Raw genomic sequence first — 13,835 nt, 5'->3', positions numbered from 1 at the left:
ACGGCAGTGGCAAGAACACCGGTGATTTTGAGTCAGTGTCTGACTCTATTGAGATTGATTACGCGCCGGGAAAGGGAGCTTGCCTACTGTCAGAAATGACAGAGACCACATCCACCCATCAGAATTTCTCACACAAAAAAGAGGGTTATCTGGCAGATTGAATAACCAAAAGCAAAAAAAGCCACAAGCCGCAAGACCAATGCCTGCCGCTTGTAGCTCTTGTAGCGTTTGCTCTGTTTAGCTTAGAGCCGCGTGCGCTCTCAACTGCCGCGCTGCCGCAACCATGTTGATCAGCGCCGCTTCCGTCTCGGCCCAGGCACGGGTTTTGAGGCCGCAGTCGGGGTTGACCCACAGGCGCTGCGCCGGGATACGCTGCGCGGCCTTGCTCAGCAATTTGACCATTTCTACCGTGTCCGGCACCCGTGGCGAGTGGATATCGTAGACACCCGGACCAATGTCATTGGGGTAGTCGAAGGCTTCAAATGCATCCAGCAACTCCATGTCCGAACGCGAGGTTTCGATGGTGATGACGTCGGCGTCCATTTCGGCAATCGACTTGATCACATCGTTGAATTCGCTGTAGCACATGTGGGTATGAATCTGGGTTTCGTCGCCCACGCCCGAGGCGCACAGACGGAACGCCTCAACTGCCCAGTCCAGGTATTCCTGCCATTGGGCACGGCGCAACGGCAAGCCCTCGCGGAAGGCCGCTTCGTCGATTTGCACGATCTTGATGCCGGCAGTTTCCAGGTCAACTACCTCATCGCGGATCGCCAGCGCCAACTGCTGCGCCTGTACCTTGCGCGACACGTCTTCGCGGGGAAATGACCACATCAGCATGGTCACCGGGCCGGTCAGCATGCCCTTCATCACCTTGTCGGTCAGGCCTTGAGCGTAGGTGATCCAGTCCACGGTCATGGCTTTTGGCCGGCTCAGGTCGCCAAAGATGATTGCCGGTTTTACGCAGCGTGAGCCGTAGCTCTGCACCCAGCCGTATTGGGTGAACACGTAGCCGTCCAACTGCTCGGCAAAGTATTCCACCATGTCATTACGCTCGGCTTCGCCGTGCACCAGCACGTCCAGGCCAAGGCGCTCCTGGGTCTGGACTGCATTGCGGATTTCGCTGTGCATGGCGTCGGTGTATTCGCTGACCGATAACTTGCCCTGCTTGTAGGACTGACGCGCCAGACGAATCGAAGCGGTCTGCGGGAATGAACCAATGGTGGTGGTCGGGAACGCTGGCAGGTTCAAGCGCGCACGTTGCAGTTCAATACGGGTGGCAAATGGCGATTGGCGCTGGCTGTCTGCCTCGGTGATCGCTGCGATGCGGGCCTGTACGGCGGGTTTGTGAATGCGCGGCGAGCTGGCGCGGCTGGCCTGCACAGCACGGCTTTGAGCCAGTGCCTGCTGCACCCTGGCGTCCTGCGGGATGTTCAGCGCATCACGCAGCACCGCGATTTCACTGCACTTTTGCTTGGCAAAGGCCAGCCAGCTTTTAAGCTCGGGATCCAGTTTTGTTTCGCGGTCCAGATCCACCGGGCTGTGCAGCAGCGAACACGAGCCGGCCACCCACAGGTTGTCGCCAAAACGTTCTTCAGCCAGTTGCAGTTGAGCCAGGGCGTTTTCCAGGTCGCAGCGCCACACGTTGCGCCCGTTGACCAGGCCCAACGACAGCACTTTATAGGTCGGCAGACGATCCAGAATGGCGTGCAGCTGGTCGGGTGCGCGCACCAGGTCAACGTGCAGGCCTTCTACCGGCAGGCTGACGGCCAGCCCGAGGTTGTCTTCCAGGCCGCTGAAGTACGTCGCCACCAGCTTCTTGAGGGGCGAGTACTGGAGGATGTGGTAAGCACGCTCAAAGGCGTTTTTCCAGTCCTGGGGCAGGTCGAGGGACAGAATGGGTTCGTCGATCTGTATCCACTCCACGCCCTGTTCGGCCAGACGGGAAAGAATGTCAGCGTAAACCGGCAGCAGGTTTTCCAGCAGGTCGAGTTTGTCGAACTCATTGCCTTTGGCCTTGCCCAGCCACAAGTAAGTCAGCGGGCCGATGATCACCGGTTTGACCTTATGGCCCAGCGCCAGGGCCTCGGCGACTTCATCGAACAGCTCGTTCCAGCTCAGCTCGAAACGCTGGTCCAGGCTGAATTCCGGGACCAGATAGTGATAGTTGGTGTCGAACCACTTGGTCAGCTCCTGGGCATACTGACCTTTGTTGTGCTCACCGCCGCAGCAGCTCTGGCTCGCGCCACGGGCCATGCCGAACAAGGTGTCGAGGGTTGGCCGCCCCTGGGCATCCAGGGTGCTGGCAAAACGCTGCGGGATGACGCCGAAGGTCAGCGAGTGGGTCAGCACCTGGTCGTACCAGGCAAAGTCGCCGACCGGCAGCAAATCGATGCCTGCGTCTTTTTGCAGCTGCCAGTGCCTGGCCCGCAGCTCACGGCCCACGGTGTGCAAAGCGGCCTGGTCAATGTCGCCCTTCCAGTAGGCTTCAAGGGCTTTTTTCAGCTCGCGATCGGCACCGATGCGTGGGAAACCAAGATTGTGGGCCAGGGCCATAACAAATTCCTCCATGTAAGTAATGGCGCAATTATCGACAGCCACAGCAACATGAGACAAACTCAACGTTTTCGTGTTGATCATCAAATTTACTCATGGAGTCCTTGTGCTGGAAATTCGTCACCTCAAAACCCTGCACGCATTACGCGAGTCCGACAGCCTGGTGGAAGCGGCTGAACGCTTGCACCTGACCCAATCTGCCTTATCCCATCAGTTCAAAGAGCTCGAAGAGCGCATGGGCATGCCGCTGTTCGTACGCAAAACCAAGCCGGTGCGCTTCACCAGCGGCGGCTTGCGCCTGCTGCAACTGGCCGACGCCATGCTGCCGTTGCTGCGCGGCGCGGAGCGTGACATTGCGCGCTTGGTCGGTGGTACGGCCGGTCGTTTGCATATGGCGATTGAATGCCACAGCTGCTTCCAGTGGCTGATGCCCACCATTGATCAGTTCCGCGATGCGTGGCCTGAGGTCGAGCTGGACTTGGCGTCGGGCTTTGCCTTCGCGCCATTGCCGGCACTGGCACGGGGCGATCTGGATTTGGTGGTGACGTCTGACCCGCAAGAAATTGCCGGTCTGACTTATGTGCCGCTGTTTACCTACGAAGCGATGTTGGCCGTGGCCAATCAGCACCCGTTGGCCAGCAAGCCGTTTATCGTGCCCGAAGACTTGAGCACCGAGATTCTGATTACCTACCCGGTAGAGCGTGACCGGCTCGATATCTTCACCCGTTTTCTGGAGCCGGCCGACATTGAGCCGGCACAGGTGCGGACCTCCGAACTGACGGTAATGATGATGCAACTCGTGGCCAGCGGCCGTGGCGTGTGCGGGATGCCGCACTGGGCACTGCATGAATACAGCTCACGCGGTTATGTGAAAGCCAAACGTCTGGGCGAGAAAGGGTTGTTTGCCACCCTGTATGCCGCGATCCGCGCCGACATGCTGGATGCGCCGTATATGCGTGACTTTTTGCTCACCGCCAAAGACACCTCGTTCTCGACCCTGGATGGGGTGAGTGCGGTGCGTTAAGGCAACCCATCCAGGCCTTCGTCAGCGGCTACAGAAAAACGTCAGCAGTGGGAGCGAGCCTGCTCGCGAAGGGCCTTCGCGAACAGGCTCGCTCCCACTGGGGGCAACAGAATGTCTACACGGTTTCAGGCAGCTTCGACGTTCACCAACCGCCGCATATGCACCCGGTCGTAATACGCCTCACCGACCCGGATCGCACAGTCTTCCAGACCTGATTGTTCAAAGCCGCAGCGCCGGTACAACGCCAGGGCCGCCGAGCTGTTGGCGCTGACGGTCAGTTCGATCACCTTGATTTCGGGCTCTTGCCCGGCCAGTGACAACACCGCCTGCACCAGATCTTCCCCCAGCCCTTGCCCGCGACAGGCTTGAGTCACATACAAGCCAAACAGCGTGGCCTTGTGACGGGCGTCTTCCCAGGGTTCAAACCCCAGGCCGACTATCCCCACCAGTTGCGCATCGACAAAGGCGCCGAACAGCGCACTCAAGTCATCATCCAGTTTCGCTTCCCACCAGCTCAGCGGTAATTTCTCACGCTGGGCTATGGTCGACACAAAGGCTTCAGGGTGCAGCGCATAGGCTTGCAGCATCAACTGGCGATAAGCCTTGGCGTGCGAGGGGTCAAGCAGTTCTATTGCCATAACGGGTCCAGGTCATACGGTTCTACGTTGCTCCAGCATCAGCCTCACCGCCAGTGCCGCCAGCACACAGCCCATCACATAACGCTGTACCGCCAGCCACAACGGGTTGCGCACAAACCACACGGCAATACCGGAAGCGAACAGCGCGATCAGCAGGTTAACGGTGAAGCTCACGCTGATTTGGGTCAGGCCCAGCATCATACTCTGGGTAAACATCGAGCCATGTTCCGGGCTGATGAATTGCGGAAAAACCGACAGATAAAACACTGCCACCTTGGGGTTCAGCACGCTGGTCATAAAGCCCATCACTACCAGCTTCGACGAGGAATCCGGCGCCAGTTCCCGGGCTTCAAACGGCGAACGGGCCCCAGGCTTTACTGCTTGCCAGGCCATCCACACCAGGTACAGGGCACCGGCCCACTTCAACGCCTCATAGGCCATCGGTACTGCCAAAAACACAGCCGTCAGGCCAACAGCGGCGGCAAACATGTGCACAAAGAACCCCGCCACCACGCCGATCAAGGACGTGACCCCGGCTTTACGGCCCTGACAGATCGAGCGCGAAATCAGGTAAATCATGTTCGGCCCCGGCGTTAACACCATCAGCAGACAGGCCGCAGCAAAAATCAGCAAATCGTGAGTCGGCACCATGGGGCAGTCCTTGTCAGCAAAGGGGTCAGGCGGTGGTCAGCAAGGTCGTGCGGTAGAACGGCAAAATCAGGTCACGGGTCAACGGCGCCAGCACCAGGCCGCCATCACCGACAGGATCGATCCATTGCACTTCTTCAATTTCGGCAGCCGGAGTGACAGGCTGGTTGATGTGCAGCAAAAATAGCTCGGCGTGTACTTCAAACCCCGGCTCATTGGCGGCGGGCGCTGAAAACAGCCCCACGTAAGTCGCAGTGCCGGGGTCAATCGCAAGCGCCAGTTCTTCTTCCAGCTCGCGGGCCAACGCCTCCAGCGGTTGCTCATGGGCTTCGATCTTGCCGCCCGGTTGCATGAAGGCCAGGGTGCCGCGCTTGCGCACCAGCAAGGTTCGGCCATCGGGGCCGATCAAGACAGCGGCGGCAATACGAATGGTTTTAGGGCTCAGGTCAGTGCAGTGTTCTGAAGAGGTCACGAGAATCAGCCAGCCAGGTAGAAAGTGCGCGCAGGATCACATGGCTGCGCAGGCCTGCAAAGACACAGATGTCACTTTTACCCGGGCGCTCTGTATGGCCCGCCCGGTCCTGAATGCAGCGCCCGACTTTGGTCGGGATGCTGTCGTAAACAAAATCCCGTTCAATGAATAATCTGACGGGGAGATGGCATTTGCGTGATACATGACCAACACTCTTCCCCGCAAACCTCCGATCCAAAGAGAGGGTTCTACTTCCCTTTTTCTGTTCTCGACCGAATCAGGCGTACCTGCCTGACTGAACAGACCAGCCTGAAACAGGAAACCGTATGAGCCTGTCACTGTTAAGCCGTTATGCGTTTTTTGCCTTTTGTGTGGTGTTTACCCTCGCCAGCCTGCCCTTTCTGCACCACGAGTGGTTATGGCCCTTTACCGCCGTGACTCTGGCCTTGAGCCTGCTGGGGATTTTCGACCTGCTGCAGAGCCCCCACGCCGTGCGCCGCAACTACCCGATCCTGGGCAATATTCGTTATCTGGTAGAGGCCATCCGCCCGGAAATCCGCCAATACCTACTGGAGTCTGACAGCGACGCGCTGCCCTTCTCACGCTCCCAGCGCTCGCTGGTGTACTCACGGGCTAAAAATGAAAGCGCCGACAAACCCTTCGGCACTCTGGTTGACGTGTATCAGCCCGGTTTCGAATTTATCGGCCACTCCATGCGCCCGGCCCCGCTGACCGACCCTGCCAGCTTTCGTACCATCATAGGCGGCCCGCAATGCACCCAGCCGTACTCGGCGTCGATCTTCAACATTTCGGCCATGAGCTTTGGCTCCCTGAGCGCCAATGCCATTCGCGCCCTGAACCAGGGAGCCAAGCTCGGCAATTTTGCCCACGATACGGGGGAAGGCAGCATCAGCAGCTATCACCGTGAGAACGGGGGTGACCTGACGTGGGAACTGGGCAGCGGCTACTTTGGTTGCCGCACCGCAGACGGGCGCTTCGACCCGGAGCGCTTTGCCGCCCAGGCTTGCACGCCGCAAGTGCGGATGATCGAAATCAAGATGAGCCAGGGCGCCAAACCGGGCCATGGCGGTATTTTGCCCAAGCACAAAGTGACCCGGGAAATCGCAGAAACGCGCGGTGTGCCGATGGGGGAAGACTGCATATCGCCTTCACGCCACAGTGCGTTTTCGACCCCGATCGAGCTGATGCAGTTTATTGCGCAGTTGCGCGAGCTGTCCGGCGGCAAGCCCGTAGGCTTCAAGTTCTGCCTGGGCCACCCGTGGGAGTTCATGGGGATCGCCAAGGCCATGCTTGAAACGGGCATCCTGCCGGACTTTATCGTCATCGATGGCAAGGAGGGTGGCACCGGCGCCGCACCGGTGGAGTTCACCGACCATATTGGCGCACCGCTGCGCGAAGGCCTGCTGTTCGTACACAACACCTTGGTGGGCCTGAACCTGCGCAGCAAGATCAAGCTGGGCGCCAGCGGCAAGATTGTCAGCGCCTTCGATATCGCCAGCGTGCTGGCCATCGGTGCGGACTGGGCCAACTCGGCCCGGGGCTTCATGTTCGCCATCGGCTGCATCCAGTCGCAGTCGTGCCATACCAACAAATGCCCTACCGGCGTGGCGACCCAGGACACCTTGCGCCAACGCGCCCTGGTCGTGCCGGACAAGGCCCAGCGGGTGTTCCAGTTCCACCGCAACACCCTCAAGGCCTTGGCCGAAATGCTCGCGGCCGCAGGCCTGGAACACCCGGCGCAACTCTCGGCCAAGCACCTGGTGCGCCGCATGTCCGCCACTGAAATCAAGCTGTTCTCGCAATTGCATGTATTCCTCAAACCCGGTGAGTTGCTGACGGGTGAGGTCAATGGCGAGTTCTATTCGCGTATGTGGCAAATGGCTCGGGCCGACAGCTTCGAACCGAATGAAATCGCTGCGGCTTAGCCGCTGTTTACCGCCACGCGGCCCTTGGGTGGCGTGGCAGTTTCATCCAATAGTGCGATACACCTTATTACTGATAAAACACCACTACATAATTAATATTCACCATTAATTACTCGCTCAAGTATCACGGTCGCCATCAACTTTTTAGACTATTTACCTTGCAACATCCTTTCTAGACTCTGTCTATTAATCACAATAAGGATGTTAGCAATGCCCTCTCCCCATGTCGTTCACCACAACAACCCGGCACCGCCCCCTGATTTAAAACAACTGGGCATTCATCACGATTTAATAAAGAACACTGCGAACGATACGGTGCCGCTTTTATCAGCGCGCTTTATTAAGCAACTGAGTAAGCACCGCCTTGATCTTCCAGCCTGGTACACCCATGCGTCGGCGTCGCAACGTCTGGCATTAACCGCCAGCCAGTCGCTTAATCTTCAGTCGCTCAAGGCGCTGCACACTATTTTGGACCGCGTGGGCAGCGTCGAGTCATTTGCGGTACCGCTGCTGAAACAGGCGCTGCTGACTGAGCTGGGTACCGTCTGCGACGTCAAAAGAAACGTCATTACCGTTAATACGCTTAATCCATTCACCCAAGAGATCGAACGCTCGGGCACTCAAACCCTGTTGCAAGCGGCCTTGCACAATTTCGAAGCGGCCCAGGCCGAAGAAGGCGGCATCCCTTGGGGCTCTCACCTGTGGAACTACAAATCCGAACATTCCAGTGATCCGGCTCCAGTGCTGATTCCCATTGAACCGGTTGCCTTTGCGTCGCTGTGCCGAAGACTGGATATTGGTGGCCGTTATCAACAGCACCTGGAGACTATTTTCAATCCCGGGTCAGCGCACGAAAAAATGCAGCTGGAGCAACTTCTCATCCGTCACGAACGTGATGCGCTGAGGCTCCAGGCCGATATTGCCTTGATGAAAAAAGACATTGATGAACCGGCCCATGCCACCTTGATGAGTTACTGCAACGGTAATGACAGCGCACTGTTCAATGGTCGCGTATTAACGTGCCAAACAATGACACTTGATGACATTAACTTAAACACCCTGATCGTTTTTCATGGCCCCTCGCTTGCCGAGGACCCTAATTGTATTGTTTATATCCCCGGCGACCCCTGCAGTTGTATCAAGCAATACCCGACCCTCAAAGACGCCCACGGCGATTTGATGGAAAAAATTAAAGTTGACAGTTATCGCGCGTTCTTTCTCCAGCTGGCCCCTCAGTCCCAGAAGTTAAAATTGAGCAAACGGCTGGCGGCACGGTTCCAGCACGACGCACGTGACCCGCTGCATATGCAGCCCAGCCAAGTTAGAACCCATGTTTTTCATCACCTGTATCAGCACAAAATCGCACAACTGTTTGACGATGCGCATTTTCTGGCCGTGCCCACGGCACACATAAATCGATTAAGCCTGATCAATCGCCTCGAACATTATGGGGATGCAGCCCTGGATATTTTGAATGTTGCGGCGTTGCTGATGCCGGGGCTCGGCGAGGTGATGATGGTGGTGTTTGCCGCACAAATGATGACCGAGATTTATCACGGCATTGAGGCGTGGGAGGAGGATGAAAAAGGCCTCGCATGGTCTTACACAAAAGATGTTTTGGTCAATTTGGCCTTTATGGCCGCAGCGGGAAAACTGGCCGCCGAAGTGATCAAACCCACTCCTGTTTCAGTGTCCCCTTTTGTTGAGGAACTGGACGTTATCCAACTGCCTGATGGCAAAACCCGACTGTGGAAACCCGACCTCACACCTTTCGAATACGCGATTGATTTCGATACCTCATCCGGGCCCAACGCACTGGGGCTCTATACACACAAAGGCGAGACTTATCTGCCGCTGGAAGGCAAATATTACCGCGTGAAGCACGCTGAAGATCAGAACTGGTACCTGCAACACCCCACTGACCCGGAGCGCTATACCCCGCAAATTTGGCATAACGGTAAAGGTGCCTGGCGCCATGAAGCCGAAGAGCTCGAGCAGTGGAGTGAGTCCCGCCTGGTGCGGCGTCTGGATAACGCATTACTCGGCCTGACCGACGAGCAAACCCGGGCCTTCATACATGCCAGCAATACCGATGAGGCCATACTGCGTCAGGTTCACGCCGATCTGGAACCCATGCCAGCCCTTCTGGAAGACGTCACCGAGCGGTTCAAGATCAAACACAATCTTGAGCAGTTCATCGACAAAATGCGGGCGAACGATACGACAGCCAATCCGCTGCTGCAGCTCCAGGTACTGGTTGACGTTGAGTTCTGGCCCCAGTCAAAAGTCTTGCGTTGCCTGGACAATGAAGGCAATAAAATCATGGAGTATGGCCACGCGGGCGGGACGAGAGTGCCCGTCATCCAAATACTCGACAGTCAGGTTCGTCGTGGCGAGCTGCTAAAGACCGTGCTGCAATCTCTGGACGCCAATGAGGTATACGCACTCACAGGAAACGGTTTTACCGTAAATCTTGAAGAGCAGACCGCACGGCTGAGTACAAAAATCGCTGACCGGGCCGAGCAACTACGCGATGACTTGTTCAGATCGCACTATGCCGGTTTGAATATGCCCAGCGATCCACTGGTCAAGACACTCACCCAGGCCTATCCGACACTGCCAGCCTGCGTTGCCAAAGAGCTGATCAACGCGGCCAGCTCAGCCGAGCTCTGGCAATTGCAAGACACCCTGCGTATCCCCTTGCGCCTGGCAGAGGAAGCCCGAATGTTCGTGAGTGAAGTTCGATTGGCCCACGCCTATGACGGGCTTTACTTCGACTATGGCAACAACCCTGATACGCGAAAACTGATTTTGCACAGTGTTGAAAACATGCACGGCTGGTCGCCGGACATCAGGCTCGAAGTGCGAGACAGAACACTATCAGGCACCTTGCTCGATCACGTCGGCCCCCCGGATGCACCGATTCGCAAAGTGCTTGTCAAAGTAGGCAATCGTTACCAGACCTACAATGACAACGCGCAAACGTTGCATGGCCTGGATGATATCTACGCCTCGGTGCTGCACGCGTTGCCTGATCAGGAGCGCGCGGCATTGGGCTTTCCCCACACAGGTCAAGGCCAGGCGCTAAAGGAGGCGCTGGCAGAAAGCCCACTGATGGATCGGCAAATGCTGAGCACGGTTCTGGGGCTTCAACCGACAACCCTGAAAACTGAATCGCCCCTGCAACTGGCCAAAGGTCGCGTCGGGTATCCAGCGTTTGAGAGAAAACCGGAACGCTGTGCCCGCTCACCTTTCACGTGCTTCCCGGCTAATCCAAGAAGGGTCAGGCATCTGAAGTCAAAGCTGTTCCCTATGCATACCTATGAGGTTGTAGAAAAATTTCTGGAACTTGAGAGCCTCGACAGTCGTGCAGGGCTGGCCCGACTTGAGGCGTTGAACAAAGAATACAAGGCGCTCAATAATTCCCTTGACGACTGGATCAACGGACCTCTGGAAATGGTTCAGGTCAACGAAATACACATCCGCCCCGTGCATTTGCGCGACAAGACCCGTGTTGCAAAAAAAATCATCAAATGCTGGCAACGCAGCTCGGGGCTCGGTGGAGAGCACCCTGGAGCCAGCCTCAATATCAGCCATATAAATCTCGCCAAGTTGCCCGTTCTCAAGGCCGACTTCAGTCACGTCACTTCATTGCAAATGAGCGATTTGTACCTGCATAACAGCATTGACTCTTTCCTGGTTCAGTTCCCGAATCTGCTAGAACTGAAACTTGAATCAGCCCATCTTCGAGAACTCCCGGAGTCACTGTTCAACCTGCAGAGGTTGAAGCGGCTTTACCTGTCGAAAAACCAAATCACGCTGACCGAAGCTGTCGCCGGTAAGTTCATAACCTTGAAAAATCTCAAAATACTCAACTTAAGTGACAACCCGCTTGGGGTCATACCGGACTTCACGCAAATGACCGAACTGGTCCGCCTGAACTTAAAAAATACCGGGCTTACACAATGGCCCGCGGGGATTGAACATCTGCCGTGGCTGACGCACCTCGACGTGCGCGCCAACAACCTGACAAGCCTGCCTGCGAGTTTTTTCCAGATTCCGGTGCATAGGCTAAGAAGTACTTTTTTACACGATAATCCTCTTGAAAATTCGACCCGGGAAGCGGTCAATGCATATCGAACCCGCTTGGGGCTGGCCCTGGAGGTGCGCGTGCATGCGCCCGTACAAACCGCCAGCGTCAACCTCTGGCTCTATCACAGGCTGACGGATTACGAGCGCACCCTGAAAACGGACCTTTGGGCGGCATTGGAGGCAGAGCCTCACAGCGAAGACTTTTTTAAGGTCATTCGCGATCTCGTCGTGTCTGCTGACTTCGAACACGACCGCCAGCAGTTGACCGAAAAAGTCTGGCAAGTACTGGAGTGCGCCGCAGAAGACACCGGGTATCGAGAAGAAGTGTTTGCCAGTTCCCTGGAAAACGAAACATGCGTGGACCGCACCTCGACTGTTTTCAGCCGCTTCGGGTTCAAGCTTTTGCTACGCGATGCCTTGCTGGCTGAAGGCAGTGCCAAAGAAATCAAACTGCTCAAACTCATGAAAGGTCGAGTGCGTTTACAAGAGCTGGACGATATCGCCCAAACCCAAATCGCCTTGCAGACTTATGCCTATGAAACCGCCTTAAGCGAAGGCGTGTTGCCACTTCAGGAAATACTCAGACTTAAACCTGACGAGCTTGAAGTGAAATTGATCTATCAGGTAGATCTGGCCCAACGCCTTGAGTTGCCTTGGCAGCCGTCGCATATGACATTCAGGCGTATTGCAAAAATATCCCCGGCGCAAATCGAGGAGGCGTATCAGATCGTGCTCAACCAGGAAGCCACACGTGGCTACATGGCGAAAAAGCTACTTGAGGAAGGCCTATGGCGTGACTACATCGAATCGGCATACAGCGGCGAGATAAAAAACAGCAACGTACTTGTTGAACAGCGCTATGACGACCTGGAAACACTAAAGGAAAAACAGCAGCAGTGGGCAGACGCCGCAGGCAGCGACGACACTGACGCGCGCGCCCTGCTGCAACGCGAGTTAAAAGAGCTGGCACAACGACTGATCATCGATGAAGCCAGGGTTTTCACTGATGCCCCAATGCCAAAGGCCGACTATGACGCAGAGCTTGAAAAAATAAATCAGCAGAAGAATAAAAGCCTGGAGCGCATCACCCAGAACATTCTTGATAGAAAACCCCTGGAGACCATTTTCGAGGAGTGATGTCAGCCTGATAGCCACACACCGCGGCGCTGCACAGCCTTTGCATTTAAGCTCTATTAGAGTCACCCTGCGCGCCGCCAACAGGTAGCGCGCACTCTCACTGCGCCCATTTTATTCAACTTTGTCTGAGTACTCGCCGTGATGCTGAACGGACGCGACCACCGCATCGATTTCTTTCGCGGGCTGGCGCTGATTTTTATTTTCTGGGATCACATCCCGCACAACCCGCTGGCCGAATTGACCGTGCGCAATTTCGGCTTCAGTGATGCGGCGGAGATCTTTGTGTTCCTGGCCGGTTATGCCGCAGTGCTGGCCTACGGAAAAATCGCTCAGCGCGACGGGTTTCTGGTCGCCAGTGTCAAAATCCTGCGCCGCGCCTGGGTGCTGTACGTGGTGCATATCTTCCTGCTGGCAGTGCTGATGGGCATCGTCTTTTTTGCCAACAGCCACGTCGAGACCCGTGATCTGGTGCAGGAAATGGGCCTTCAGTACTTCTTGAGCAACCCGCAACAGGCACTGACTGACGAATTGCTGCTGCGCTTCAAACCCAACCTGATGGACCCCCTGCCTCTGTATATCGTGCTGTTGCTCGGGTTGCCGCTGGCCCTGCCCATGCTGCTGCGCAACGCCCGCTACGTAGTCGGCGTTTCATTGGTGCTGTACCTGCTGGCCCCCGTGTGGAACCTCGCCGCGCAGGAAGGCGGCGTGTGGTTCTTCAACCCCATGGCCTGGCAGTTCCTGTTTATTCTGGGCGGCGCGGCGGCGATCCACGGGCAACGGGCCAAAGCACCCGAAACCCGGCCATTGTCCCGTCAGCCGTTGTTTGTAGGTGCCGCGGCGTACCTGTTGATCACCGGTTTGCTGGCACTGTCGTGGAAGTGGCCGCAGGTGCACGATGCGATCATGCCGCTCTGGCTGGGCGAACATTTATACCCCATCAGCAAAACCAACCTCTCCCCGGTGCGGCTGCTGCACTTTCTGGCCCTGGCTTATGTGGCGGCCAGACTGATCCCCCACAGTGGCTGGCTGAACAACTGGTTTGCTCGCCAAACCCGCCGCATGGGCCGTTACTCGCTGGAAGTGTTCTGCCTCGGGGTGATCCTGGCGCCGCTGGCCGACATGCTCAATGCGCTGGGCGGTGACGGGCTGGTCATGCAGTTGTTCAGTGCGTTGATGGGCGTGGGCATCATGGCCGTGCTGGCAGGGTGGCTGGACTGGAACAAGCGTCTGGGCAAACCGGTAAAAGTACCTGCCGCCCCCTGACCCGGCGCGGATTGCGGCCATAAAAAAACCGGTCAATCGACCGGTTTTTTTATTCAGGG

General features: G+C 56.7%; 8 protein-coding genes. 4 read left to right on the top strand and 4 right to left on the bottom strand.

Features of this window, described 5'->3' with window-relative positions; genetic code table 11:
• Positions 1 to 237: 237 nt before the first annotated feature.
• Positions 238 to 2,556: a 5-methyltetrahydropteroyltriglutamate--homocysteine S-methyltransferase gene (gene metE, locus BLW11_RS08920; RefSeq protein ID WP_048359527.1), complete on the bottom strand. Its 2,319-nt coding sequence runs from the start codon at positions 2,554 to 2,556 to the stop codon at positions 238 to 240.
• A 106-nt stretch (positions 2,557 to 2,662) separates the two neighbouring features.
• On the opposite strand from metE, the gene metR reads away from it, so the two are divergent.
• Positions 2,663 to 3,580: a transcriptional regulator MetR gene (gene metR / locus BLW11_RS08915; RefSeq protein ID WP_048359054.1), complete on the top strand. Its 918-nt coding sequence runs from the start codon at positions 2,663 to 2,665 to the stop codon at positions 3,578 to 3,580.
• 125 nt (positions 3,581 to 3,705) lie between these two features.
• Here the strand turns inward: metR and BLW11_RS08910 are convergent, their stop codons facing one another.
• From BLW11_RS08910 to BLW11_RS08900, 3 genes are read right to left on the bottom strand one after another with little or no spacing between them, the layout of a single operon-like run.
• Complete coding sequence (locus tag BLW11_RS08910; RefSeq protein WP_048359055.1) at positions 3,706 to 4,218, bottom strand: GNAT family N-acetyltransferase; 513 nt, start codon at positions 4,216 to 4,218, stop codon at positions 3,706 to 3,708.
• Positions 4,219 to 4,230: 12 nt separating this feature from the next.
• Positions 4,231 to 4,869, bottom strand: coding sequence for a LysE family translocator (locus BLW11_RS08905; protein WP_048359056.1), 639 nt, complete (start codon positions 4,867 to 4,869; stop codon positions 4,231 to 4,233).
• A 25-nt stretch (positions 4,870 to 4,894) separates the two neighbouring features.
• On the bottom strand, positions 4,895 to 5,338 hold the full coding sequence (locus BLW11_RS08900) for an NUDIX hydrolase (protein ID WP_048359057.1): 444 nt from the start codon (positions 5,336 to 5,338) through the stop codon (positions 4,895 to 4,897).
• Positions 5,339 to 5,664: 326 nt separating this feature from the next.
• On the opposite strand from BLW11_RS08900, the gene BLW11_RS08895 reads away from it, so the two are divergent.
• The 3 genes from BLW11_RS08895 (at position 5,665) to BLW11_RS08885 (ending at position 13,776) form a co-directional block, all read left to right on the top strand.
• Positions 5,665 to 7,284, top strand: coding sequence for an FMN-binding glutamate synthase family protein (locus BLW11_RS08895; protein WP_048359058.1), 1,620 nt, complete (start codon positions 5,665 to 5,667; stop codon positions 7,282 to 7,284).
• Positions 7,285 to 7,494: 210 nt separating this feature from the next.
• Positions 7,495 to 12,513 (top strand): dermonecrotic toxin domain-containing protein, encoded by a 5,019-nt coding sequence (locus BLW11_RS08890; protein WP_048359059.1) that lies wholly within the window; start codon positions 7,495 to 7,497, stop codon positions 12,511 to 12,513.
• A 141-nt stretch (positions 12,514 to 12,654) separates the two neighbouring features.
• On the top strand, positions 12,655 to 13,776 hold the full coding sequence (locus tag BLW11_RS08885; RefSeq protein ID WP_193790172.1) for an OpgC family protein: 1,122 nt from the start codon (positions 12,655 to 12,657) through the stop codon (positions 13,774 to 13,776).
• Positions 13,777 to 13,835 lie beyond the last annotated feature (59 nt).

The organism is Pseudomonas deceptionensis (assembly GCF_900106095.1).
Classification (GTDB): Bacteria; Pseudomonadota; Gammaproteobacteria; order Pseudomonadales; family Pseudomonadaceae; genus Aquipseudomonas; species Aquipseudomonas deceptionensis.
Note: the sequence above shows the minus strand (reverse complement) of the source record. Positions and strands in the feature narration are given on the sequence as shown.